Source organism: Paenibacillus durus (genome assembly GCF_000756615.1).
GTDB lineage: Bacteria > Bacillota > Bacilli > Paenibacillales > Paenibacillaceae > Paenibacillus_AQ > Paenibacillus_AQ durus.
On sequence record NZ_CP009288.1, the window covers coordinates 822,979 to 848,635 of the forward strand.

Below are 25,657 nucleotides of genomic sequence, written 5' to 3' on the forward strand. Positions count from 1 at the left end.
AGGCGGGTATGTAAATGAGATAAGAGCGGGTTTCCTCAAACCCGCTCTTAATCCATCCTAAACACCTTCCCCTTAGGCACAAACGGCAGGTGCTGGCCCTTGGGGATCAGGAACGCGTGCTCCCGGTGGATTCTTAACCGGTCGCAGTCGCCGTCCGTTATAATCAATAACGGTCCGCTCTTCGGGAAATCCTCGGCATGCTCCAGCAGATCGATGGCCGGCTGGAGGATGGTGCCGCCTCGGCCTTTGACGGACACGCGGTCCGCGATGACTTCCGGTGCGAGGTAGCCTTGATCGTAAATGGCCGCATCGCAGAAGATCACGCGTACAAGCGGGACATCTCTGGACATGCTGTAGCTTGCAATGGCCCCAAGCGCTTTGCCCAACAGCTTGGTATCCATGGAACCGGAAGTGTCCAATACGACGCCGAAGGTTCGCCCGTCTTCGTCGCCGGAATCTGGCACCCATCGGGGTCTCGGGATATCGGGGGTAGAAGATTGTCTGCGGCTGATTCTGGAATAGGTGCGGACCTTCTCCACAGGCGAGAAGTAGTGATCGAACCATTTCGCCAGCTCCACATCCCAGAGAATCGGCGGCTGGGACAGAGCACGGATTTCTTCAACCAGGCCTGCGGGAAGCAGGCCGCGATTTTGCTCGTAGTGGTAATCCAGTCCCTGACTTAAGCAGTTCCGGTAAAATTCATCGAGTGTCAGGCCGTCATTCCGGTCCCACCAATCGGGAACGCGCGGGGGCAGAATATCTCCCAGCCCGACTCCCCGGAATGTGGCAACCTTACGATACAGCCGCATATCGGTGACGATACGGTCATAGATCGATTCCGCCGACAACCCCTTCATGTCGGGATCGTGGAGCCCTCCTATTCTCGGGAAAGCCCCCAGTCCCATTTCCATTAACCACTGATTGATGACATAATCGCAAGCGACATTCCAAAGGTAAGGGTCACGTCCCTCGGCGCGGGCATGATGCCTTAAGCCCACATGCAGAAATTCGTGAGCGAGCACGAATCGGCATTCCTGCTCGTCGAGGCCGGCTGCCGGATTCATGTAGATCTCTTTGGCCTCCGCGTCGACGGCGGCTACCGAAATCGAGAGCCGGTTGCACAGCGCAGGGTCCTCGATGATTTTGAAGTCGGCTGCCATCGCCCCCATAAGAGGATAGCTGCTGATAAACCAGTTGCGGGCTTTCATTGCCGGCGTCAGGACGTCCGGGTTAGCCCCCAGGTACTCTTCATAGCCCGCTGTAACATTCACTGCGCTGGTTACAGCCAAGGTCAGCCCCTTGCCCAGGCAGTCCTGCCAATTCACATCGGTGTTGTTCCAGTAGGAAGGGCCCGATGACCGGGGGTTCAAGATCATATCCTGAAAGCCGTGTCCGGCTGTGCCCAGGTTATGAAACGAAGCCGGGAGCCCTCTCTCCATAAAGCTCCGGTATAGTTCCTCTTCGCTTTTGGCGGCAATCTCCACGCGGCCATCCATTTCCGCAGGAGGCTGTCCAAGCTTCATATCATACAGAAATTTGGCAATAAAAGAGTCGCATGCCGCATTCCACAGATCCTGCCGCTCCACTGCCCGGAAATGGCCGAATCCGAGATGAAGCAGACCATGAGCCAAAATATAGATCCATTCCTCCGGCAGTCCTCTTCGTTTGGGGTGAACATGAATATGTCCATGGCTTGTGGTGACGGCCCAGCCTTTCTCCGGACACAGATTCCCCTCTTGCCTTACAAACCGCGCATGATAGGCGAGGGGAGCAAACATCGGATGTTTACAGATGTATTGAAGACCTTCTGAATAGGCTTTGGTGGCTGGATCAAGTTCTCTCGATTTAGGTTTGGCCATAATCAGGCTTCCTTCTTCTGTACTAGTCTCGGCAGATCACGGACAATCTCCACGAGGAACCAGTCGGGAAGACTTTCGCCGGTCTCGCTCTTCGCAACGGAGAGCTGGGCGATTTCAAGACTGATGGTGCTTAAGCTTTTGATCAGCGCCTTGGCGCGGTGGGCCAGCCTTTTATGATGCTCCGTCAGATTGTCTTTGGTTTCCGGCAGTTCTTTTATCAGCTGCGCGCGGAAGGACTGCGCCATAAAGTACAGCACATCCCGGTCCTCCGGCTCATGAGGCCATCCCGTTTCACCCTCCAGAATGGCTTTTAGCTTATATTTGTTGCTGGTTTGTTTATAAAAGGCTTTGAGCTGCCCGGCATGATGGGGAGACAGACACCCTGTCGCCAGAACATCCAGCGTTTCGGGCTGAAGCCGGTCGCCGTATTCCTTTAAGGCATCGCTTAGCATGTGCCAAGAGCGGGGAGTAGAGAAAGACTCCTCATGCTTCGGAGGCTGCACCCAGAGATGGTCCGGGCGGGTTTCGATGTAGGAGATGACTAAGGGGTGGATATCATTCTCGTAAGCCCACTCCAGCCACTCCCGGTGGGATACCCTCAACTGGACATGGAACATGCGGTTAATCAGTGCGGATGACATGGGCTTCACAATGGCGCTGTCCTGCGCCCGGTTCCCTGCGCCGATAACGACAGAGCCTTCGGGCAGGACGTATTCCCCTATGCGTTTTTCGAGGATCAGGCTGTAGAAGGCCTTCTGCACCTCATGCGTACAAGCATTCAGTTCATCCAGGAACAGACAGTAGGGTTCATTGCGGGCAATCATGCTGGGAGGACAGAACCGGCTTGTTCCATCAATAATCTGCGGGACCCCGATGAGGTCTTCCGGAGCCAGCTGGCTGCCCAGCAGGGAGACGCAGGGTAATCCCACCAGATCGGCGAACTGCTGCACGAGCGACGATTTTCCGATTCCCGGAGGGCCCCAAATAAAAACCGGACGTACCACCGCGATGTTGAGCAGCACATCCATCAATTGCTTAGACGTAACAGAAGCAGATAAATTCATGCATCGATTCCTTCCATAAATTAACGTTAAAGAAATAATACCATAGATGTGTGAGGCATTTGGATTATTTTCGGGACTCGTAATACTTTCGCCCTGTTCGGAAGTCCTAACTTTACCGATAATACAGACAGAAATGATGATTTGCAATTTAGAGTTTAGGAGTAGATGGATATGGCGATTGTCCAGGTGAGTTCCACCAATCCGCAGTTCTCTTTTTTGATCAAGAAAAATCCGAATTCCGGCATGATGCTTCGCTCGATTCGCAAGGGCATGGCCTACGGCTGGTATACGGGTGAACAGACCTATAACGTGTATTTTAAGGATGCGGACAATGAAATCTCCTATAAGCAGCATGAGCAGGAGAATTTCGAGTATTTGAATGTATCGAGGTACAACACGCCTTTGTTTCCGCTGAATGCGATTAACGAATTCTTCTCCGCTCCCCTTAAAGTACAGGATGAGCGGGACTTGGAAGGCTGCGAGCATACCTTTTTTATCAACATGATTCATATCGAGCTGGTTCGGTACATCGAGGTTTTCGAGAAGCATTTGAAGGATTTCTCCTTTGAAACGGTGCATCAGACTCATAAGAGCTATTCGCTTTCCATCAAGACGAGGAAGAGTCTGTACCACCTTCTCCACACCGTGAGCGTATTATGTTTATTCCTCTCCATGTTCGGCAACGAGTATATCGATATTTCGGACAATGTGCTGGATAAGTACATCAAGAGCATGAATGTGATCGACGCGCCGTTCTATATTCGCAGCTTGTTTGTGCGGAACTTTTTATCATCCAGGGACCGGTTTCGGAAGTACAAGGCGGAGCTTGAAAAAACAGATCGCTATGACATTCAATTCGCCTACGGCGGTACGGCACTCCAGCGGAGAAACCATATCGGGAGCGCGCTGGCTTTTGACAAGTCGATCCTGGATGTGGGCTGCGGCGAGGGATTTTATGCGATTCCTTTTGCCGGCAAAATCGAGGGCAGCTACTATGCGGTCGATATCAATGAGGAACTGCTGGAAAAGGTAAGACGAAAAGCGGAGGCCAAAGAGCTCGACAACATCGTTGCTTTGGGCTCAATCGATCAGTTCTTGGAGAGCTACAACGGGGAACGGGTCGATGTCATTTTAACCGAGGTCATTGAACACATGCCCGAGGATGAGGCCAAGCAGCTGATCCGCCAAATCTGCGAGCGCGTCGATTTTGACAAATTCATTATTACAACGCCGAACGCCGATTTTAACCGCTACTACGAGCTGAACGAGTTTCGCCATGACGACCACAAGTGGGAGATGGGCGAAGCCTCTTTCCGGCAGTGGATGCATGATGTGATCAAGGAAGCCAATCTGCATGCCGAATTTATAGCCGTCGGGGACGGCGTCAATCACATCCAAACCACACAAGGCGTCATTCTTGGAAAAAAGGGGGCCTGATCCATGGATATCCAAACCAAAATACACACCATTTTTATGCTGATCGGGTCTACGGAATGCGGCAAGACGACTTTTGCGAAGGAAGTGCTCATTCCCGGGCTGCGTTTTGAAGCGCCTGAACAGAATATAAGGGCCAATATTCAATATCTGTCTTCCGACCAGATCCGCCAGGAAGTGCTGGGCTATGAGTACGACAAGTATGACCGGGTAATGCTGGAAGCCAGCGAGCAGGCCTTTCACCTGCTGTTTGAACGTTTGAAGATGGCGACCTCTTTTCCAATCAATGCGGAGTTTGTGGTCGTGGATACAACCGGGTTATCCGAAGATTTCCGGGCCGAGGTGAAGGAGACTGCGTTTCAGAATAACTATAACCTCGAGGTTATTGTCTTCGATTACCGGAAGAGGGAGGATTATTATGCATCGGAACGCTCCAAGAAGCTGATCTCGAACCATATTAACCGGTTAAAAAAAGAGGTGCTCGGCTCGCTATCCCGCGAAGGATATGCCAAGGTCCATAAGGTGCGGGCCAAAGACTTCTATCTGCCCGAAGAAGGAACAGCCAACCCCGAATATCACATCGTCATAGAGGACTTGGATGCTTACTTGGCGACCATCCTTCCGCAGGACCAACGGTATCTCATGATTGGCGACGTTCATGAATGTGTTGACGATCTGAAAGGCCTACTGATGGACTATGGTTATAAGATCGAAGCAGGCAGGCTGGTTGCGGGGGATAAGCTCAAGCAGACGAAGCTGGTGCTGGCGGGGGACTGGATTGATAAGGGCAGACGGACGAAGGAAATCATCGAATTTCTGTACGCCAATCAGGAGCATTTCTACTTCGTGCTGGGCAATCATGAGAACTTCGTCGACAAGTACATGAAGGGCGAAGTGGACGGCGTCGATCCGGAACTCCTGCATTCCTATTTCGACTCCACGCAAGTGTTGAAGAATGACTCGGAGCTGCTGGAGAAGTTTCAAGCTCTCGTGTCAAAGTCGAAGCCTTTTTACCGCTGCATGGGGATGACAGGTCCGTCGTTCTATGTCACACATGCGCCATGCCGGAATAAGTACATTGGCAAGCTGGATAAGAATTCGGCCCGGCACCAGCGTATTTTCAGGATAGACCGGGAAGCTCCCGTGGAGAAACAGTTGGCTTTTCTGAAGGAGGAAGCGGTCAACAATCACCCGTACCATGTGTTCGGACACGTTGCGGCCAGTCAGGCGTTTCGAATCGGCAACAAAATCCATATCGATACCGGCTGCGTGGGCGGCAATGCGCTAACTTCGGTTAGTATTTTGAACAGACCGTACTTCAAAGCGCACAAGTCAAGCCGGGCGATGATTGCCGAGGAGCTGCCGACCCTGTTCAAACAAGAGCGGAAAGTATCGGTTCGGGATCTTGGAGAAGATGAGGTGCGCAGGCTTCATTATTGTTCCCGGCATAAAATCAATTTTATCTCAGGCACCATGTCTCCGGCTGACAAGAATGAAGAGACTCAGGAGCTGGAATCTTTGAAGCGCGGTCTCGGTTATTTCAAGGAACAGGGCGTCTTGCAGGTTGTCCTTCAGCCCAAATATATGGGATCGAGATGCAATGTTTATCTGCACCAGGACCCCGAGCAGTGCTTTGCGGTCAGCCGTAACGGCTACAAGATCAACCATGTGGATTTATCGGAAATTTACGGGAAGCTCTTGGCCAAGTTTGGCGGGTATATGGCGGATCGGGAGATTACACTGCTGATCCTGGATGGAGAACTCCTCCCTTGGAAGGTGCTGGGTGAGGGGCTGATCGACAAACAGTTCAAGCCCATTGAGAAAGCGCTGGAGACGGAACTGTCATTCCTGAAGGACAATGGCTTTGAAGATGCCTTTAGGAAACTCATTGCTGATTATGAGGCGAGCGGGTTTGAACAGGACCAGTATCATCTGTCCAAATCGGTACTAAGCGACAAGTATGGTTCAAGTCTGTACCAGAACTACAAGCATCTTCACGACGTGCGGGAAGCCTATATGCCTTTATTCGATCACCTGGCTGCTTATCAAACGTACAAAAGACAACTGGAGCTATACGCAGAAGATGAGCTCATGGAGTATAAGCCGTTCGCCGTGCTGAAGATCGTATATGAGGACGGACATGAGGAAATCCCGGACTGGAAGACCTCTGAAATGTATGCTTTCCTGTCGGAGGACGAGGCGCTTGCGCTGGATCTGTCCGAGCCGGACTGCCTGGAGAAGGCCGAGCAGTATTTTTCCAAGCTGACGCTGGAGAACGGTATGGAAGGGATCGTGATCAAGCCGGAAGTCTGGAACGGAACAACTGTGCCTTATATGAAGGTGCGCAATCCGGATTATTTGTCCATCATCTACGGCTATGATTACAAGTTCCCGCACAAATACCGGAAGCTGCTCAAGCAAAAGAACGTGGGTCCGAAGCTTCGCACCTCGCTGAGCGAATATCAGCTTGGGATGCGGATGCTGGCGGTTCCGTTTGATGAAATTACGGCGGAGCACGACGCTTATAAAGAGATTGCGGCCAATCTGTTGTTTGAGGTAGCGAAAGAGCGGGAAATCGATCCGCGGCTGTAGCCATTAGATCAGGTGTCTGAATCTTACTGTGGATTCGGGCACCTTTTTTCGAGGATAATGGGTTATAGGCAATGAATGGAAGATCAAGATCAGGATTAGGAAGTGAAAGTAATGTTAAATCAAGCGGCGGAAAAAAGCTTAAGCAAAATGATGACCAAGCTTCTCCGGCACACACCCGAGGAGTTTGGGGTTGTCCTGGACCCTGGGGACGGTTCATGTCCGGTAAGTGTTCTATTGGAAGCCATCCAGGCCCAATCCAAGTGGTCGTGGGTGAAGCAGGAAGATATCGAGCAGGTGGTTCGCAACTCGGATAAGCAGCGTTTTGAAATCGGGGACGGCTGCATTAGAGCAAGATACGGTCACAGTCATGATAAAGTCGGGTATGCTCTGGGCGAGCCCCCGGCCATCCTCTACCATGGCACGAACAAGAAAGCCCTCCAATCGATCCTGAAGGAAGGGCTAAGTCCGATGAGCCGGCAGTATGTTCATTTGTCAGAAGGCATCCATTTCGCAACGATGGCGGGGAGCCGCAGGGGAGAACTGGTGATTTTGAAGATCGATACGCTGCGTGCCAAGCAGTCGGGGGTTAGCTTTTACTATGCGGGTAACGAAGTGTGGTTGGCTGATCGTGTGCCGGCTGAGAGCTGCTCGGTGATGGAGTCTAAGCAACAGGAACGCTCGAATCAATGGAGAAGAGAAGAGGAATTCAAATGAAAGATGACCGATTATATGATCGAATCAAAGGCGGATTGTACGGGGTTGCTGTAGGAGATGCTTTGGGAGGAACGACGGAATTTATGACTCCGACGGAAATCCGGGTAAAATACGGCTATTTGAAAGAAATCATTGGCGGCGGAGTATGGCAGCTGGAGCCTGGGGAAGTAACGGATGATACGATGATGACCCTTGGTGTAGCGGAAGGCATTCTGGAGAACCCGGCAGCTCCGATGGAGCCGATCGGACGGAAGTTTATGGAATGGTATGAGACTAAGCCCAAAGACATCGGCAACATTATTCGCCACGTATTTGAGTATTACAAGGAGGACTGGTTTGAAGCGGCTCTTCGAACCGATCGAGATTTGGGCCGGAGCGGAGGGAACGGGTCTTTAATGAGATGTCTTCCCGCTGCGTTAGCTTACTCCAATTTGTCCGAGATAGAGCGGGTAACCCGAATGCAGTCTGACATGACTCACTACGACGAGAGATGCAGTGAAGCATGCGTAATTTATAATCGAATCGCTGACCGGCTTCTTCGCGGTGAGGAAATCCGAAGCGCTGTCCGAACTGAAGTCTCGGGGACGGAATATGAAGGTTATATCCGGGAGAAGCCGGATTGCGAACCGAGCGGTTATGTCGTACATACCTTCAGGTGGGTACTGTACCTGCTGCTTCATGCTGCGGATTTTAGCGAGGTTGTGCAGCAAGCCGCCAATTTAGGCGGAGATTCCGACACCATAGGAGCGATTGCCGGAGGCCTTGCGGGTATTTATTCCGGTTATCAGGCGATTCCCTCGGCCTATTCGAAGGCTATTTTGATCAAAGACCGCCTGGATGATGTCTCGCTGCGGCTGTATCGTCTGCGGGTCGGCGAGTAACGCCAGCTGTGGCGGCGGCACACTCCAATTTGAAAAAAAGTCACCGCTGCCTCGTGAATCTGAATTGCGGCGGTGACGGTAATGCCGGTCAACCCGGATTATGAGGATAACTCCTCACCCTCCGAAATAACCCCATATCGCTCCAAAGCCTTCGTCGAGGCTTCCAGCATGCGTCTTTTTAAATAATCGCCCTCGACTACCCGTACCCGTTTGCCTAGGAAACGGATTTTGGAGAGCAGATACTCGAAATCATCTCCCAGCAAGTAGACTCTGACTTTGTAAGTATCCTTCTCCGAATCATACTCCACATCTTTTTCGAAGCTGGAGAAGGCATACAGGATGCGGGACAGCTCTTCATTATAATCGCGGACAATTTCGATAACCGCTTCGGATTTGCGGGAATCCAGCATCCTTCCAATCTTTCGAAAAATGCTGTCGGCCATCGAAGGTTCAATAGGCTCCGCCGTGACGGAGTGGATGTTCTTCAGTCTGGTGGTCATGACGGCGCGATGCCGGAGATGATACCAGAGCAGGTACCATTCTCTTTTAACCATGGAATATTCCAGTTTGTAAGGAACGCCCGATTGATCGCTGTTCACGCGCCCGCTCTTAATTACGTAGGTTAAACGAACCCCGGTCTTATTTAAAATGTGCCGGCGCAGCGTTCGCAGGAGCGGGTGATAGACCTGCTTCTCCATACTGCGGGCTTTTTCAATCAAATGGCTAGAGATGTCCATCAGCGGGTCGGGCCCTAAGATCGTATGCAGCTTGTTCAAGGTGTCCGGGGTGAAAGCCTCGGCTGCGGCCGGATGCTCCAGCATGGTCTTCAGCCAGGCCCGCTCGTGCGAGGTGACCATGAAGGTGCCGGAATCTTCCAGGCGGGAGATGATCTGGTGATTAAAGATTTTCTCAAACAGATTCATAGTAAGACTGGATCTCCTTCCATTCGGCTATCATTTCCCGGCGGAATCGAATGGGCTCAAGGACCTCGCAGCTGGACCCGAAACTTCGCAGCCACGGCTTGATCTCGGTCGTCCCGTTTATCGTAATTTCATAAATAAAAGAATACTCGTCCTCAGATACAATCTGGCCCCACTGTCCCTGCAGCAGGACACGTTCTTTTACGAAATTGGGCTCGGAATCTCCGGGATTGTAAAATCTCACCCGCACCGTCACCGGCTTGCCCGTATCGATCAGCCAACTGTACCGCAGCTTTTCTTGCAGCTCGTTCTTCTTCTCCTCATGCCAAACCTCGTCCACAGATTCATCCTCTTCAATTTGAGTGATCCCTTCCATCCGGTATTTCCGGATTCCCTCTCTGCTATGGGAAAGCAGATACCATCTTCCGTATTGATGATCATACACAATCTTCAGCGGAAGCGTCTTATGAGCTTTACCCGCCGTATCCCGTTCAAATAAGGGATTGGTGTTTTTGGAGGCGTAGCTTTTTTCGGACTTAGGCGAGAAATAGAGAAACCGGACTCTGCGGCGGTGACGGATGGCATGAAGGAGCGTGAATAGATGCGCTTCATCCAAAATCCGGGAGTAATAGTGATACTTATATAAAAATGGCTCGATCGCGTGCTGCTCGAATTGACCCCGCAGAAGGTGTTTCTTCAGTCCGTCCCGCAGCAGATAGCCTTGAACGGAAGGCACCTGCGTGTTCGCCATCACATCCACAAAATCATACAAATCAATAAGCTCGTCATTCGACAAGCTCCGGACCAGGTCATCTTGTATGCGATACCGGTAGGGGCGGGGGCCCGGCTCTTTAAGGATGACGCCAACCTCTTCCAGGTATTTCAGGTCCGACCGAATGGTCTTCTCGTCAGGCAGCGGAAGGCCAGGTGACAGACTGTCGCAGCACATATCCAGCAGCTCCATGGCGGATCTCGCCTGTTCATTCATCGCGCCTAACAGCAGCGAAATTCTCTGGCTTTCGGATTCTTTGACCGATTTGGCCCGAAACAGAAACAGCAGCAGTGGATCGGTGGAGTCGTAATAGCTGAAGCGAATCGTCTCGGATAATTCGGCGCTCTGTTCCTGCGGCAAATGCTGGTGCATGGAACTTATCACGTCCTTGAGCCGCCGGATCGTTTTATCAAAGGTATGTACGGAAATGCCCAGTCGTTCTGCGAATTGCTGTCTGCTAAATGCGCCGCTTGTCAGCACAAGCATACGCAGGAATTGGATCTCTTTATCAAAGCTCTCTTTAGCCAAAATAATCCCCCGTTCAAATGAGACCTCTTCATTCATTGTAACAGGGGTGGGATTTGGGTCAAATGGAAAAGTTTATGTTCGGTCGTAATACTTTTACCATGTTCGTTCTGGTTGAAATGAGCGATTATAGAACCTGTATTCATCATACATCGGTTCTTATTCGGACGATCGTAACGAGGCGGGGATATCAGGTTATCCCGCAGTGCCGTGCATGGTATGCTTCGGTATCCTGGACGATCGGATCGGTAGGAAACCACTATTTGGGGTTCGATTCCCCAATCGCCTGTGACGCGATTCTGGCAGAATACTCGACTTTCAATCGAGCGAGAACTTGTACTAAGACCAAAGGATAGAATCCCTGGCGGCTAGTTTGAGCGCACTGCAGTAAGGCTTTGCAATCCGTGGATACCGATAGTGCGAAACTCCGGGAGGCTTTTTAGGATGGAAGAGGAAGAAGGTTGGCTGAAGCAGGGTCACTCTCCTGAATTAAATGTCCTAAAAAATCACTGGCAGATCGCTTATCTAAAACGAGATTCCGCCGGAACCGCAGTGGGATTCTAAATCCAATGGTCGAACCATTAAGGGGGTAACGAATATGTTTAAAAAAGTAACGATTCAAGCTGACCAGCGTGGTTTGCTCTTTCATAAAGGAAGTTATGTAAAAAAGCTGATTCCGGGGACCTATCACTATTTATTATGGTCACAACCCACAGTTGTGGTGTTGAATATCGCGAAACCGTTCGTTGTAGAGGGTAAAGATTTGCAGTTGTTCCTTCAGGATGAAGACCTCTTGCGAGAGCTCGATATCGTACGAGTGCAAGACCACGAATACGTTCTGCATTACGAGGACGGGCAATTCGTACAGCTGCTTAAGCCTGGTGTCTACGCCTATTGGAGCATACTCAAGAAACATACTTTTTTACATATGGATATCAGAAAACCTGAATTGCCTGCCGAGGTAGACCGGTCGATCTTACCGAAGCTCACAGCCAATGTGCAGTCCTATGAGATCGCGAGTTATGAATCCGGATTTTTGTTTTATGATCACGTCTTACAACGAGAGCTTTCTCCTGGCAAGTACTACTTCTGGAGAGGTCCCGTTTCGGTTATGGTAAAGACGATTGATCTAAGACAACAACAAATGGACCTCATCGGCCAAGAAATCATGACGGAAGACAAAGTTACGCTGCGGTTGAACTTCGTCTGCCAATACAAGATCGTAAATCCATTACGTGCGTTGGAAATGAAATCGTTCGACGAGCAAATTCATATCCAGCTTCAGCTCATGCTTCGGGAATATGTCGGAACTCTTAAATTAGACGATCTTTTGAAACGGAAAGAGGACGTTGCGTCATTCATCCTGTCCCGTTTACGTGAGAAGGGTGAAGAGTTCGGAGTACAATTCCTTAGTGCAGGGGTTAAGGATGTTATTTTACCGGGTGAAATGAAAGATATCCTAAACACCGTCCTGCTGGCGGAGAAGAAGGCACAGGCGAATCTAATCACTCGTCGGGAAGAAACGGCATCGACCCGAAGTTTGCTTAATACCGCGAAGCTGATGGACGAGAATCAGACGTTATTCCGTCTTAAAGAGCTGGAATTCCTTGAGAAAATTTGCGAGAAAATCGGGTCCATCTCTTTAACGGGCGGCGGAGATCTGTTGGAACGGTTGAGCTCTCTTATTGGTGAGAAAAAGGCAGCAGGCAAATAACGAACCGTGCCCTATACGAGGAGGGTTTCATATGAGCAGTTACCATCAACAAATCTTGACTGTGCTTGAGCGCATCGAGCGCGAAGAAAATGTTCAGATCCTGTACGCTTGCGAATCGGGCAGCCGTGCAGGGGGGTTCCCTTCAAAGGATAGCGACTACGACGTAAGATTTATTTATATAAGACCGGTAGATTGGTATTTATCGATTTTTGAGAAGCGGGATGTGATTGAACGGCCCATCAGCGATATGCTGGATATCAACGGGTGGGATCTGAGAAAGGCCTTGAACCTGTTCCGCAAGTCGAACCCGCCTCTGCTGGAGTGGCTCCAATCTCCGATTGTATATAGGGAGAATCATACGATTGCAGACCAAATTCGCCGGATCTCGCCCTTAACCTTTTCTCCAAGATCATGTATCTATCACTATCTGCATATGGCCAAGGGAAACTACCGCGACTACCTCCAGGGGGAACAGGTCGAAATCAAAAAGTATTTCTATGTCCTCCGCCCGATCTTGGCCTGTGAATGGATCGAGAAGCACAACACTATGCCGCCTATTGAATTTGATCGGCTGGTCGATTATGTTGTGCCAAAGGGAAGCGATAAGGCGGTGATTCTCGATTTGCTGGCCCGTAAAAAAGCAGGCGACGAAATGGATTACGAACCGAGGATCAACCCGATCAATGATTATTTGGAAGAAAAAATAGCGTATTACGAGCGGACGGCACCGGGGTTACGGCCCGGCGATGGTAACCAGGATCAGCGGCTTGACGGTTTGTTCAGATCGGCGTTGAAAGAAGTTTGGGGAAAAAGGTGAGTACGATTCGAAAGACAGTCTCTATAACAGGAGTGAACTAATGTAATGGCTTATCAGAATATAAACGGCGTGCTTGTCTGGGGCACCCCCGACGCGGGGGCTCTTACTCAAGCGAAAATGTGCGCAGAAACAGGGAATGTGGTCCAAACTCTGCTGATGGCGGATCATCATAAAGGATACAGTCAGCCGATCGGAGGGGTTGTTGTTTATGACAGGCAAATCTCCCCTTCCGGCGTTGGATACGATATCGCCTGCGGAAATAAAGCGGTGCGAACCAAGCCATGGTGATATCGAACACATATTACCGAAAAGCAAACGCCCGGATTTAACATATAATTGGGATAACCTTGTGTGTTTGATAAACATGATAAAGGGTACTTAACCCGAAATAAATTAGATTTAAACAGACCATCATTAAGCGTCAACAAACAATCAAACTTAACCAAATAGAACAATATGTCATGGTTAAAACCCTTATAAATCAAGGGTTTTAACCAACTAACACAGATTCCAAACAACTCCAATATGCTGTCGTATACGGTTCATGTAGAGAGCGTTGCGTGGTTAACACAGATGTAGTTTTTAAAGTGGCAGGCCGCAGGCTCTTCCGGAGCAGCGGCTTTTTGTTGTCTCTTGGATAAGAAGACCCAAAGGCTTGTGTTAAAATTGTCCTTGCTTAACATATTCAGGGTCATACTAAATGGAGGTGTGCCTTGTGAATAAAACCGGAGGGAAGGGAATCCATGCGATTCAGCATATTGGTGGTTGAAGATGATGCGGATATTAACCGTTTGCTATGCACTCTATTGAACAAACAGGGATACCGGACGGAGTCGGCGTTTTCCGGTAGTGAGGCGAAGCTGCTTTTATCCATGCAGGGGTATGATTTGGTCGTGCTGGATTTGATGCTTCCTGGAATGTCCGGGGAAGAATTAATTAAAGATATCCGCAGCCACTCCTTTGTGCCGGTCATCGTCATCTCGGCCAAGACGGCAACGAAAGGGAAAATCGAAACACTCAAAAACGGTGCGGATGACTATATAACGAAGCCTTTTGACAAGGAAGAGGTTCTGGCCCGGATTGAAGCGCAGCTGCGGCGTTATAAAGATTTCAGTGCAGCGGAGCAGATAGTAAAGCCGTTGGTTTATCAAGACCTTGTTCTGGACATAGCTTCAAGAACCGCTAAAGTAGCGGATAAGCCAATGACGCTTACATCCAAAGAATTTGAGCTGCTGGTTATTCTGGTACGGTCTCCCGGCAAAGTGTTCACCCGGGAAGATTTGTACCAAGCGGTGTGGCATGAAAGGCATGCCGTAGAAGATAACACCATTAACGTGCATATTAGCAACCTGCGCAGCAAGCTTTCCAAAAACGCCCCGGGCCAGACCTACATTGAAACGGTGTGGGGCATCGGTTTTAAAATGGCCTGACTTTATACTTTCTTTACGTTTCTTTACGCTTTGTTAAGGACTTGCTGCTTGCCGATCCGGTAAAGTGAAGGTACGAGGTGATCTAACAATGCCAAAGAACAAAATTATGGCTGCAAAATCATTGTCTAAAACGTACGGGTCCTTAACCGCCCTCTTTCCCACTACCCTGTCTATAACTAAGGGAGAAATTCTGGGGTTGGTTGGCAAAAACGGAGCCGGCAAGACAACCCTGTTAAAATTAATCACGGGACAGTCTCTGCCCACGGGCGGGGAACTGGAGCTGTTTTCGGCGGCCACCCCGGAAGGGCTGCGGCAGGCGAGGCAACGGATGGGGGCCATCGTGGAGACGCCCGCCTTTTACCGTGACATGACGGCCCGGCAAAATCTGGAGTATTATCGGATTCAGAGAGGAATTCCCGGCAAGGGGACGGTGGAGGCCGCTCTGCATGAAGTGGGTTTGACAGATACCGGCTGCAAGAAATTCAAAGATTTCTCGCTGGGGATGAAGCAGCGGCTGGGACTTGCCCTTGCGCTTATGAATCATCCCGATTTTCTTGTGCTGGATGAACCGATCAACGGTCTTGATCCGCTGGGTATTGTAGAGATCCGCGAAATGCTGTTGAAATTGAACCGGGAAAAACAGATTACGATGCTCATTTCCTGTCATATGCTGGCGGAAATGCAAAATCTGGCAACGGCTTATGCTTTTATTGACCGCGGTAAAATCGTAAAAACGATGACGGCGCAGCAGCTCAAAGAAAATTGCAATCAATTTCTTAGGCTGGTGGTCGATAGCGAAACTAGAGCGGCTGCCCTTCTCGAAAAACATTTCCAGGACATTCGTTACAGCGTACAGCCGGACAAGTCGATCCACATTTATAATTTGCATGGCAAGGCGGATGAAGTGGCCCGGGTATTGCTGGGAAACGACATCCGGCTCTTCTCACTGGAACCGAGAGGAATGAATTTGGAGGATTACTTTGTTTCTTTAGTGGGGAGGGAAACAGATGACTAATTATTTGAAAAGCGAGTTGTACCGGCTGGCTCACAAAAAGGCGCTGTATGTTTTTTTGGCAGCCTGCGTACTTGTGCCTCTCTTCATGACGTTGCTTACGGCGGCTACGGGAACGGAACGCTATGCCAACACGGAGTTTGTGTTCAAGTCCGCTTCGAATATGTGGGGCTTGTTGTTTTTTATTGTTCCGCTTATGGTCAGCTTGATCGTAGCGGATGATTTTACGGATGGAACGCTAAAAAACACGGTGACTTACGGCATTACCCGAAGCACTGTTTTTTACGGAAAATGGATCATGGAGCTTCTGTTTTGGGCAATCGCCTGGGCAGTGACCTATATTGTACTTGCGTTAGGTGTGTTTCTGCTTTTGCCCAACAACGGAACGTCCAGCTTTATTGGATTTACATCTTCCATCGCTGGTGTGCTGCCGTTGACTCTGGCCGCTTTGGCTGTTTCCCATTGTCTTTGTTTTCTGACCGGTAAGCTTTTGACCCACCTGGTGTCTTATGCCGTCATTATCATTGTCCTGCCCGAGATGTATTACATGTTTGCCAATGGAGTATCCGCATTAAGAGAGGTTGTGAACACCGTGCCGCTGTTCCCCTATGCCGCAGCCCATGACTTCGCCTGGCTGAAGCCGAACGGATTGATCCTCTGCTGGACAATCGGAATGGCGTATGTACTCGTTGCGTTCATGGTCAGCTCCATACGGGTGGAGACGAAAGAATTCAAATAAACCGAAGGAGCGTAACAGAGATGGGGTCCGTCGTGTTCGCAGGTGCGGCTATCCTTTTTGCCGCGCTCTATTTATTGCTCCGCAGATCCGTTAAACTGGCGGCAGAGCAAATCCGACACATTCAGTTCGATCTACGTACGAACCGGCTTATCCACTTTCGTTCGCCGGACAAGCAACTGGAAGCGCTGTTGGTTGAAGTTAACCGTCTTCTTTCCGCCAGGCAGGCCGAGCGGATCCTCCATGAAAGAAAGGAACGGCAAATTCGCAAGCAGATTGCCAACATAACTCATGACTTGCGCACCCCGCTAACTTCGATGCTCGGATATATCGAGCTGTTGCAGGAGGATAACATTTCTGCCGAAGAGGCTCAGGAATATTTAACTGTTGTGGAGAACCGCGCCAAGGCCTTGCGGTCGCTAATCGGCGGTTTTTATGATTTATCCCGAATTGAAGCAGGCGACTATCCTGTCCTTTTGCATAAAGTCAATCTGCAAGTTTTGCTGAAACGGGCTTTGTTCGATTTTTACCCGGAAATTACTGCTGCGGGTTTTCAAGTCACCCTTGACCTTTCGGAAGGGAATTGCTCCGTGATAGCGGATGAAGAGATCGTGATGCGAATTTATATGAACTTGCTGCAAAATGTTCTGAAGCACGGCCATCGTTCCTTGCACCTGTTTCAAGGAGTGAAAGAGGGCAAATGTGTAACGATCCTTTCCAATGAAACGTCATCCTTGCAGGAAGAGGATCTCCCGAATTTGTTTGAACGAAGCTTCACTGCGGACCGGGCGCGGACGGAGCACAACACCGGATTGGGGTTGGCGGTTGTGAAGGGATTGATGCAGCAAATGGGCTATCGCGTACATGCGGAATATAACGTACCCCTATTTACGATTTATTTGGAATGGGATAAATAGAAAAGGAACAATTTGCGCCTGACTAAGAGTCGGCTTGTTTACAGGTAAATATACGAAGACGATACCATCATGGTTGACGTTATCGTCCCCGAAGCCAAGCGCCCGGAACAGATTGAGCACAATATCCAAACCCTGAACGTTCATTTGACGGAAGAAGAGCTGCTGAGGGTTATGGAGTTGTTATGAGATGAAATCGAATGGATAAAAATGACGCATTTCCTTTCAGTATTGAAAGGGAGGGGTGTCGTTTTTTTCTGCTCTTTCGACTCAAGTCCATTTTGGAACAATATACGGAGTTGCTTAACCGTTCTTTTTTCCTGCTACATGTGATATGACAATTTGCACGACATGACACTTGTCTATAAACATCTCTATTACCTTGTCCCCCTGAGCGAGGTAGTCCGGGCTGTATTTTTCCACAAATTTCCTCATAACATGTAGTTTTTTCAGCCCAACAACTACAACGGCTTTACCGAAGACGATTACACTTTCATAATGCGATGTAAAAGATTTAGCCACTACTTCAGATTTGCCGATCACCGTAAAACAAACGCGAGTATTCTCGGCAATATTATTCAGCTTATGTCCTTCCAATGCGCAGTGAAAATAAATGGAATTATCGCTGTATATATAATTTATAGGCGTTCCGTAAGGCTGCCCATCTTTATCGGCAGTTGCTAGCAGCCCCATTTGTGAGCCAGCCAATATTTCAATTGCTTCCTCGTGAGTAAGCTGCTTCTCTTTGCTTATCATGGTTCGCATTCGCTTATACCTTCTCCCTATCTGTTTAAAGTGCCTGATTTTAATACTATTGGATCACTCGGTGTTTATTGTGATTTCTGTTAATTTAACGGCTGCGTTTTTTATCAATGGCGCTATGAAAATAACAATGGGCACTGCTAAACAAAAAGCAATCATCCAGCTCTTAATCCAGTGAGATATAAAATCAGTCAAACCATTATTTACCATTGTCAAGACGAATGACACTACAAACGAGGTAAACCCACCCATCATTAAGCCAAACAATATATTCGTAGACTTTTTAATCAATTACAGACTCTCCCTTCAGCTTGAATTGCTAATCAAATTGATTTCCATTACCATAAAACCATTACAAGTTTTCCGCAAGTAAGCACTATTTTGTAAGATACGAACCGAATGGTAAGAATTGAATATAGACGGGAGAGAGTACAATGCCATGTGGAGATTCATGTCCTATTGAACATACAGTTAATCTAATAGGTCATAAATGGAAGGTGCTTATTCTGAGGAATTTACACAACATGGGAACGCAACGATTTGGCGACCTTAGTAAAGAAATCCGAGGCATAAGTCAGAAGATGCTAACACAACAGCTTCGCCAAATGGAGATTGATGGATTAATTATTCGAAAAGTGTATCCCGAGGTTCCGCCTAAAGTCGAATATTCCCTTACGGAGCTTGGAGAAACGCTAAAACCCGTTTTGGACTCTATGAACCTATGGGGAATAAACCATATGAAGATGAGTACTCCCAAGGATGTAGAGCAATAACAACATATCCAAGGCTCTAGAGAGATAAGTGCTATTGAGCTCCAATTCAAGAAGGCAACAAAACGATGACTGCTATAAAAATGGGTCTGTCAATAGTTTTGTGCAAACTCACTTAAAAAGACTTCATCCCGAGGGGAGAAAAAATGTTTAACGTAAATGCTGAACGACCCGATCCGGAAAGAAAATGAGTAGGTTTGTAGTATTCGTTTGTCCGAGTATTCAATCGGATGTATGAGAATAAAGAAGTATTTGTCCAGACGTTGAACACGAACATTGAATCGGTACTTACTAGAAGGGCAGGGCAAGAACCATTATGGAAATCGAGCGACATATGGAACTTTATTATCGCGGCCTTAAGGAATTCTGTTTAGAAAAAGGGTACTTAATGGATACCTGTCTGTCCGCACAAGATCGCTACGAGGCGCTGGTTGATTATTTCTTTCCGGAATTGAAGAGGTCTGCGCCGGAGTCTCATCCAGGTATGGACCAGTCGTTGTAGAAATAATAGAACATGTATCGGGTTACCATACGATAAATCTATCAGGATTTAATAGAATCCCCATCCGTGATAGCTGCTCAAGGTACGTGGAAACTGTTGTGAAATTATTACGGATGGACTTTAAAGCAGCAGGCCGCTGATTCAAAGCAGCGGCCTGCTGTGCTCTAAGTTTAATATCGCCGAGAGTATGATCATGAGCGGTCCCGCAAGCATCAAGCAATATAAGGCGGGAGCTCACTCTACCCGGAGTCTCCGAACCAAATAACAAAACAAAACGCTTGGACCATGATGGCCCAAGCGTTTGTTGTTTTCTCAGTAAAATAGAGAAAGCGAATATCTTATTTCCCTTTTACGAACTCAGCCGCTTTAATCCCCGCTTGGCGGCCGAAAATAATGATTTCGGCTACGGAGTTACCGCCGATCCGGTTTTGGCCGTGCAGGCCGCCGGTGACTTCGCCTGCTGCAAAAAGGCCCGGAATCGGTTTGCCTTCTTTATTGAGCACTTCGGTGTTCGTGTTGATCTTCACGCCGCCCATGGTGTAGTGAACGCCAGGGCCGATCTTAATCGCGTAGTATGGCGCTGCGGACAGATCGTTGTCCATTCCTGTAGTTCTGCCGAATTCGGCATCCTTTTTATTTTTCACACTGCTGTTCCATGTATCCAGTGTCGCTTTCAGTTGATCCGCCGGAACGCCGATTTCTTTGGCCAGAGCCTCGATGGTATCGGCTGTTTTCACAAAGCCCATTTTTTCATACTGCTGAATCGCTTTAGCGCGGGATTTCACGCCGGAATCAAATACCAGATAAGCGGATTTTTCGGTAAGGGCATTGATGGCTGCCGTAACATTGTCACGGGTGTCCAGCTCGTTAACGAAACGTTTGCCGTCTTGGGCAACGAGGATGGACCCTTCGCCGCGAACCGCTTCCCCGATGAGATAGGATTTTTCCTGCTGCACGGTCGGGTGAACCTGGATTTGATCCATATCCACGGTTGTGCCGCCAACGTTAAGAATCATCTTAATGCCGTCGCCGGTGCTGCCTACTTGGTTCGTGGTCACATAACCTTTGAGATCCGGTCTAACTTCTTCAATCATTTCCTTGTTGGCCCCGAATCCGCCTGTCGTCACAATGACAGCATCGGCAGTAATGGTTTTTTCGTCGGCTTGGTTGAAGAGGACCTTCACGCCGTTAACTTTGCCGTTTGCTTGCGTAAGCTCCTTCACGTCGGCGTTAACAAAAAGCGGAATGCCTTGTTCTCTTACATTCTTCACCAATCCTTTGACCAGGTAACCTCCGATCGCGGAGCCGTCTTCAGGACGGTGTGTGCGCTTTTCGTTCATTCCGCCGGTAATCGTGAGATTGTTCAATCTGATGCCGATGGAGTCCAGCCAATCGATCGCACTTGCGGAATTGTCAACGAAGAAACGAAGCATCTCTTTGTCGTTGGTGCCATGGCCGCCTTTTAATGTCTCTTCATAAAATAAATCATTGCTGTCTTGAATGCCTTGCTCTTTTTGGAATTTCGTCTGCGAAGCGTTCATCCCCGAAGAGGATTTGGTTGTATTCCCGCCGGCAACCGGCATTTTTTCAAAAATTACCGGGTTTTTGCCATTTGCTTTGGCCTCAAGTGCGGCAGACATACCGGCACCGCCTGCGCCGACAATGATGATATCGTATTTATCTTTCAGTTGATCGATCGGCGTGTACTCAACTGTAGACGCTCCCGAAGTGGCTTCCGCAGTTGCTCCCGCTGTCGGTCCCGCAGTTGCTCCAGCCGCTTCTTTGTTCCCCGTGTTGTTGCCCGCATTCCCGCCGCCGCATCCCGCGATAACGAGCAGGAGCGAGAGAACGAGAGTAAGAGCCGGTAATACTTTCTTTTTCATTGTGTAACCCCCCAGTTTTAAATCTCTTTAATTAAGATGAAAGAAAGAACCAAACAAAAAAAGAAGAGAGTAACAGACGAAATTGGAAGTGAAGGAGTACGAGTGTGGCCTTACTCTCGGAACTTCAAATCTGTTTTCGCGGTTACGTCCCCGGTCTCCATCGTTATCCTCTTTAGTTCATCACATTAAGTATAGCATTAACTCTAATTGTTTGTGAAGTATTTCACAATTATGTTGAAGTATGTCCTTGATAATGTCACAGTACAAATTTCAATGGGGCGTGAACTGGAGGCTTTGATGATAGAGGATACTTTAAGCCGGGCTCCGTTAACATTCATATACATGATGACGCTGGTTAGGTATGATAGGAATTAATCCAATCAGCAGGGGGAGATTTATGAGTATGGCTATAGAGAAAAATGAGTTTGATTCAGAATTTAGTCATGTGAAATATATGTCGGAAGACAATATAGTATTTCTTACATGGAAAAAGTTCTGCTGTAATGATGACTATAGAACCCCAACAACATTTGCTCTGGAACTGCTTAAGAAATACCCAAACAGTAATTTTGTTGTAGATGCGAGAAACGGATTTGAAGATGAACCAGAAGATATAGAATGGGGATTTTCTGTCTTGCTTCCAGCTATGGCAAATACAGATTGTAAAAATGTTGTATTCATCATGAATGAAGTAAACGAAATAGAAGAAGAAATGGATATGTGGACGAAAGAATTCATGAAGTATTTTACGGTGAAGAAAGTTAACAGCTATGAAGATGCGGTCGAGTTTGGCTTAGACGCAGGTAAATAGTGATAATTCAAAAAAAGAAGACGCTCGGAGCCGTTTAGCCCAGCGTCTTTTTGCATCAGATCCGTTCAAAAAGGAACGACTGCTGCGTCGGATTGCCCAATCAACTCAAAATCCGCCCCAGCGTCTCATCACTGCGAAGCATTTGCAGCGCCTTCTCGCGCATCTCCGGCAGATGCAGATACGTCCGGCGGGACGGCTTAATGGATGGGGCCAGGTCGATCGCCCGTGCAAAATCCTCGCGCTTCATCCCGAGCGTCGCGACGAAATCGAAGAATCCGGTTTCACCGAGGAATTTACGAACCCGCTCCACCCGATGCTCCTGCACGAGACACATCAGGTAAGAGGCCACTCCGACCTGAATCCCGTGAAGCTGCGGCCGCTCTACAATCTGGTCCAGGGCATGAGAAATCAGGTGCTCGCTGCCGCTTGCGGGGGCGCTGCTGCCGGCAATCTCCATGGCAATCCCGGAAAGCGTAAGGGAATCCACAATCTCTTTAATAAAAAAGAACTCGCGAATATCGGTATAGGGCATGCGCACAATGCTGTTCACCGATTTTTTGGCCATCATCACCGCGAAGTCGTTCACACGGGTAGCGCCAAGCGATTCCTCAAACCGCCAGTCGAAAATCGCCGGGATTTTAGAGAGGATATCGCCCAGTCCGCTGTAAAGGAACTGAACCGGCGAATTCCGGACAAGTCCAAGATCGACCAAAATGCCGTAAGGCATCCGGGCGGGAACCGACGTGCGGCGGCCCCCCACATAAAGGGAACAGCCGGAGCTGGCAAAGCCGTCGTGGGCGACCGAAGTCGGTACGCTGATAAACGGCAGACCGTTTAAAAACGCGATATATTTCGCAATATCCAGCCCCTTTCCTCCCCCGATACCGACAATGGCTTCTGTACGGGCAGGAAGCGTAAAGGCAATACTGGCAATAGATTCGAGGCTGTTGTCCAGAACATCCCGGTTGTCCAGAACTTCAATCTGCGGTTGCTCGATCAACGATTGCACAATTTGCGGCTCGCATAAAGGGCGAATGCCTTCGCCAAAGCAGAGCACAATGCGCGAGAACCCGGCCTTGCCAAGCAGTTCCCCAAAATGGGAAAGTACCTGGTCGCCAACCTCCAGAAGCGCAGGGATTGCTACTTCGTGGGCCTGCCGCTTCATGTCGGCCACCCGTTCTCATTCAGATAGCCGGAAATGGCATGATAATCTTCAACCGGCACACAACTGACTCCGTCCCGCGTCAGCAGATCGCGGAGTTCGCCACGGGCGAAGGCGATGTCGGCCGCTTTGGCCGCTTCCAGGTCCGGCTCGCTGTCCCCGGCAAATAGAACCGTCCGGTAGCGTCCCCGGATATCCTCAAGCACCTTACGTTTATCCAGCCCGAAAACCTTCGAGAAAAAAGGGTTTGCGGTGTCTGGAACAATCCGCAGCGCGCCGTTCTCGTGTACGGCCGGCATAGAAATGACCGTTACATTCGGGATTTCCAGCGCCTGCATAAGCCGTTCGATATACCATGACGTACCCGCACTTACGATATAAAAGTCTCCACCGCGCGCCTGAACCTCATGAACAAAATCAATCGCCCCCGGAGTGAGCGGGATTTTGCGGATCTCGTCGAGCAGCTGCTCTTCCGTAAGATTAAGCTTGCCGAAAATATGGTTAAGGAACTCCACATCAATCTTCTTTGTTTTCTTCCAGTCCTGGTAAAATTGATGTCCCCATTCCGGGAAAAAACGGTCAATCATCAAGTGGTAAAAATCGCGCTGCGAAAGCGTGCCGTCAAAGTCGGAGAGAAAAGCAAATGGTTTCATTGTTATGGACCCCCCAGGAATAAAAGTATTTCACAGTTTAAGATTACCATACTTTGTTTAAAATATAAGGCTATTTATAAGCTTCACGCTCATAAAAATCTGATCATAGGGGCTGAAATTTTTTCTGAAAATTAATTAAAATTTGATTGAATAATAGCAATCCCTGCTTTATAATGACGTCATAGAACTTGTATACAGGTTGGGATTCGAGATCCGCATGCTCAATTTTGCTGTAAGTTATAGGGAGGGACGGGGCAATGGATGGATGAGCTGTCGTTTACAAGTGTCGGCATCGACATTGGAACCAGCACGACGAAACTGATTGTCAGCAGGCTTCGGCTCGGGCGGGTGTCGGGGGCCTTCCATTTGCCCCGCTATGAAATTGTAGAACGGGAACTGCAGTATGCCAGCCCGATTTACTCCACGCCGCTGCTGTCCCAGGATGAAATCGATATGGATGAAGTTGCCCGGATTTTGCGGAATGAATACGATCATATCGGTTTGAGCCTGTCCGAGGTCAAATCGGGGGCCGTCATTATCACCGGGGAAACGGCAACCAAGACGAATGCCCGGCGGGTCGTGCATTACCTGGCGGAGCGTTCCGGGGATTTCGTCGTAGCTGCCGCCGGAGCGGATCTGGAAGGCCTGCTCGCCGGTAAAGGTTCCGGCGCCGAACAACGGTCCAGGGACTTTCCGGGAGTTGTGGCGAATATCGATATTGGGGGCGGTACAGCGAATGTCGCTTATTTTCGGCAGGGGAGAGCGATCGGCACTATCACCTTCCATGTCGGGGGGCGGTTGATCAGACTGGATGAGCAGGGTAATGTTCATTCGGTTTCTCCGCATATGCTGAAATGGCTGCAAGAACGCCGGATTCCGCTTGCGGCAGGCAGGAAGACGACTCCAGAGCAGCTCAGAGCGATTGCTTCTGCGATGTGCAGCGGAATGTTGGCTTATTTGGCCAAGGAAGCGGTTGATCCTTCTTTTCGGCATCTGATCGCCGGGTCGCCGCCCGCCGGACCTTTGCCGGAGATTGACGAGCTCATGATTTCCGGCGGGATCAGCACCTTAATGGAGAATCGGGAAGTCCCGGAATCCATGGCCGCCATTGCCAGGTACGGAGACATTGGCCCGCTTCTGGCCAGCTCGCTGCGGCAGCAAGAAGACCGGTGGCCGTTCCGGATCGTCACCTCCGCTCAAACCGTACGGGCGACCGTCATCGGCGCAGGTATGCAAAGCGTCGAAATCAGCGGCTCCACCGTACATATCGATCCGGCGGTGCTGCCGCTCCGAAATCTCCCGGTCCTCCATCTGGAGTACACGGGGGGAAGGCCCGAGGACTGGACCCGGGAGGCCGATGATGCGATGCTTGAGGCCGCAAGGTATGCTCTGCCGGAAGCCGAAGCTCCTTGCGCCATCGCTTTAAGCGGAGCCGTTATCCATTCGTACTCTACACTGCAGACGGTGGCCGGGGCGCTGCTTGATACATTCACCAGACATTTTCCCGATGCGAAAATAATGACGGTTGTCTGCGAGCATGACATGGCCAAGGCGCTGGGTCAGGCTTTATCGATCCGCTGCGGGAAGCGCCTGAACATCGTCAGTATCGATCAAATTCGGGTGGAGCGCGGCGACTACATCGATATCGGGGAACCGCTGCCCGGCTTTCTCGTTCCTGTTGTGATCAAGACACTGGCCTTTTCATAACTCATAATCCATAACCGATGCGG

At 49.4% G+C, this 25,657-nt stretch carries 24 protein-coding genes and 1 pseudogene; 16 read left to right on the forward strand and 9 right to left on the reverse strand.

From position 1 onward, the window contains the following. Positions 1-47: 47 nt before the first annotated feature. Both PDUR_RS03755 and PDUR_RS03760 read right to left on the reverse strand, forming a co-directional pair. Positions 48-1,859, reverse strand: coding sequence for a vWA domain-containing protein (locus PDUR_RS03755; protein ID WP_042205163.1), 1,812 nt, complete (start codon positions 1,857-1,859; stop codon positions 48-50). Between the two features lie 2 nt (positions 1,860-1,861). Further along, on the reverse strand, positions 1,862-2,923 hold the full coding sequence (locus tag PDUR_RS03760; protein ID WP_042205164.1) for an AAA family ATPase: 1,062 nt from the start codon (positions 2,921-2,923) through the stop codon (positions 1,862-1,864). A 171-nt stretch (positions 2,924-3,094) separates the two neighbouring features. Here PDUR_RS03760 and PDUR_RS03765 point away from each other — a divergent pair, with 171 nt between their 5' ends. From PDUR_RS03765 to PDUR_RS03780, 4 genes are all read left to right on the forward strand, one after another. Further along, positions 3,095-4,360, forward strand: coding sequence for a class I SAM-dependent methyltransferase (locus PDUR_RS03765; protein WP_042205165.1), 1,266 nt, complete (start codon positions 3,095-3,097; stop codon positions 4,358-4,360). 3 nt (positions 4,361-4,363) lie between these two features. Next, entirely contained in the window at positions 4,364-6,949 is a 2,586-nt protein-coding gene (locus PDUR_RS03770) for a metallophosphoesterase (RefSeq protein WP_042205166.1), read from the forward strand. A gap of 111 nt (positions 6,950-7,060) precedes the next feature. Then, entirely contained in the window at positions 7,061-7,663 is a 603-nt protein-coding gene (locus PDUR_RS03775) for an RNA 2'-phosphotransferase (protein ID WP_042205167.1), read from the forward strand. Further along, positions 7,660-8,544, forward strand: coding sequence for an ADP-ribosylglycohydrolase family protein (locus PDUR_RS03780; RefSeq protein ID WP_042205168.1), 885 nt, complete (start codon positions 7,660-7,662; stop codon positions 8,542-8,544). Before PDUR_RS03775 ends, PDUR_RS03780 begins: the two co-directional genes overlap by 4 nt. A gap of 98 nt (positions 8,545-8,642) precedes the next feature. Here PDUR_RS03780 and PDUR_RS03785 read toward each other — a convergent pair whose 3' ends face one another. Continuing rightward, the gene (locus PDUR_RS03785) at positions 8,643-9,467 is read right to left on the reverse strand and encodes a WYL domain-containing protein (RefSeq protein WP_042205169.1); all 825 of its coding nucleotides are present in this window, start codon (positions 9,465-9,467) and stop codon (positions 8,643-8,645) included. Then, positions 9,454-10,764, reverse strand: a complete 1,311-nt coding sequence (locus PDUR_RS03790; protein ID WP_042205170.1) for a helix-turn-helix transcriptional regulator — start codon at positions 10,762-10,764, stop codon at positions 9,454-9,456. Before PDUR_RS03790 ends, PDUR_RS03785 begins: the two co-directional genes overlap by 14 nt. Positions 10,765-10,826: 62 nt before the next feature. Between PDUR_RS03790 and PDUR_RS28505 the strand changes: the two genes are divergently transcribed. From PDUR_RS28505 to PDUR_RS03825, 8 genes and pseudogenes are all read left to right on the forward strand, one after another. Further along, positions 10,827-11,117: a hypothetical protein gene (locus PDUR_RS28505; RefSeq protein ID WP_156130272.1), complete on the forward strand. Its 291-nt coding sequence runs from the start codon at positions 10,827-10,829 to the stop codon at positions 11,115-11,117. 242 nt (positions 11,118-11,359) lie between these two features. Beyond that, complete coding sequence (locus PDUR_RS03795; protein ID WP_042205171.1) at positions 11,360-12,475, forward strand: slipin family protein; 1,116 nt, start codon at positions 11,360-11,362, stop codon at positions 12,473-12,475. Positions 12,476-12,506: 31 nt separating this feature from the next. Continuing rightward, positions 12,507-13,292 (forward strand): nucleotidyltransferase domain-containing protein, encoded by a 786-nt coding sequence (locus tag PDUR_RS03800; protein ID WP_042205172.1) that lies wholly within the window; start codon positions 12,507-12,509, stop codon positions 13,290-13,292. 45 nt (positions 13,293-13,337) lie between these two features. Then, positions 13,338-13,568, forward strand: a pseudogene (locus PDUR_RS03805) (RtcB family protein); the annotation flags it as partial. 467 nt (positions 13,569-14,035) lie between these two features. Further along, positions 14,036-14,722, forward strand: coding sequence for a response regulator transcription factor (locus tag PDUR_RS03810; protein WP_042205175.1), 687 nt, complete (start codon positions 14,036-14,038; stop codon positions 14,720-14,722). A gap of 88 nt (positions 14,723-14,810) precedes the next feature. Beyond that, complete coding sequence (locus PDUR_RS03815) at positions 14,811-15,737, forward strand: ABC transporter ATP-binding protein (RefSeq protein WP_042205176.1); 927 nt, start codon at positions 14,811-14,813, stop codon at positions 15,735-15,737. Further along, entirely contained in the window at positions 15,730-16,473 is a 744-nt protein-coding gene (locus PDUR_RS27060) for an ABC transporter permease (protein ID WP_052409992.1), read from the forward strand. The genes PDUR_RS03815 and PDUR_RS27060 overlap by 8 nt, the downstream gene beginning before the upstream one ends. 20 nt (positions 16,474-16,493) lie before the next feature. Next, complete coding sequence (locus tag PDUR_RS03825; protein WP_042205177.1) at positions 16,494-17,387, forward strand: sensor histidine kinase; 894 nt, start codon at positions 16,494-16,496, stop codon at positions 17,385-17,387. Positions 17,388-17,687: 300 nt separating this feature from the next. On the opposite strand, the gene PDUR_RS03830 is transcribed toward PDUR_RS03825, so the two are convergent. Beyond that, positions 17,688-18,149 (reverse strand): pyridoxamine 5'-phosphate oxidase family protein, encoded by a 462-nt coding sequence (locus PDUR_RS03830; RefSeq protein WP_042205178.1) that lies wholly within the window; start codon positions 18,147-18,149, stop codon positions 17,688-17,690. Between the two features lie 54 nt (positions 18,150-18,203). Continuing rightward, entirely contained in the window at positions 18,204-18,401 is a 198-nt protein-coding gene (locus PDUR_RS30260) for a DUF2798 domain-containing protein (protein WP_042209032.1), read from the reverse strand. Between the two features lie 179 nt (positions 18,402-18,580). Between PDUR_RS30260 and PDUR_RS03840 the strand changes: the two genes are divergently transcribed. Beyond that, positions 18,581-18,919 (forward strand): winged helix-turn-helix transcriptional regulator, encoded by a 339-nt coding sequence (locus tag PDUR_RS03840; protein WP_042205179.1) that lies wholly within the window; start codon positions 18,581-18,583, stop codon positions 18,917-18,919. Between the two features lie 313 nt (positions 18,920-19,232). Then, the gene (locus tag PDUR_RS03845; RefSeq protein WP_042205180.1) at positions 19,233-19,418 is read left to right on the forward strand and encodes a hypothetical protein; all 186 of its coding nucleotides are present in this window, start codon (positions 19,233-19,235) and stop codon (positions 19,416-19,418) included. Positions 19,419-19,756: 338 nt separating this feature from the next. Here the strand turns inward: PDUR_RS03845 and PDUR_RS03850 are convergent, their stop codons facing one another. Next, a complete protein-coding gene (locus PDUR_RS03850; RefSeq protein ID WP_042205181.1) occupies positions 19,757-21,301 on the reverse strand; it encodes a flavocytochrome c in 1,545 nt (514 codons plus the stop codon). Between the two features lie 403 nt (positions 21,302-21,704). On the opposite strand from PDUR_RS03850, the gene PDUR_RS03855 reads away from it, so the two are divergent. Continuing rightward, positions 21,705-22,112 (forward strand): hypothetical protein, encoded by a 408-nt coding sequence (locus tag PDUR_RS03855; RefSeq protein WP_218918436.1) that lies wholly within the window; start codon positions 21,705-21,707, stop codon positions 22,110-22,112. A gap of 100 nt (positions 22,113-22,212) precedes the next feature. Here the strand turns inward: PDUR_RS03855 and PDUR_RS03860 are convergent, their stop codons facing one another. Further along, a complete protein-coding gene (locus PDUR_RS03860) occupies positions 22,213-23,277 on the reverse strand; it encodes an iron-containing alcohol dehydrogenase family protein (RefSeq protein ID WP_042205183.1) in 1,065 nt (354 codons plus the stop codon). Further along, positions 23,274-23,927: an MtnX-like HAD-IB family phosphatase gene (locus PDUR_RS03865; protein WP_042205184.1), complete on the reverse strand. Its 654-nt coding sequence runs from the start codon at positions 23,925-23,927 to the stop codon at positions 23,274-23,276. The genes PDUR_RS03860 and PDUR_RS03865 overlap by 4 nt, the downstream gene beginning before the upstream one ends. Positions 23,928-24,188: 261 nt before the next feature. Between PDUR_RS03865 and PDUR_RS03870 the strand changes: the two genes are divergently transcribed. Further along, on the forward strand, positions 24,189-25,634 hold the full coding sequence (locus PDUR_RS03870) for an ethanolamine ammonia-lyase reactivating factor EutA (protein WP_042205185.1): 1,446 nt from the start codon (positions 24,189-24,191) through the stop codon (positions 25,632-25,634). The last annotated feature ends 23 nt before the right edge of the window (positions 25,635-25,657 follow it).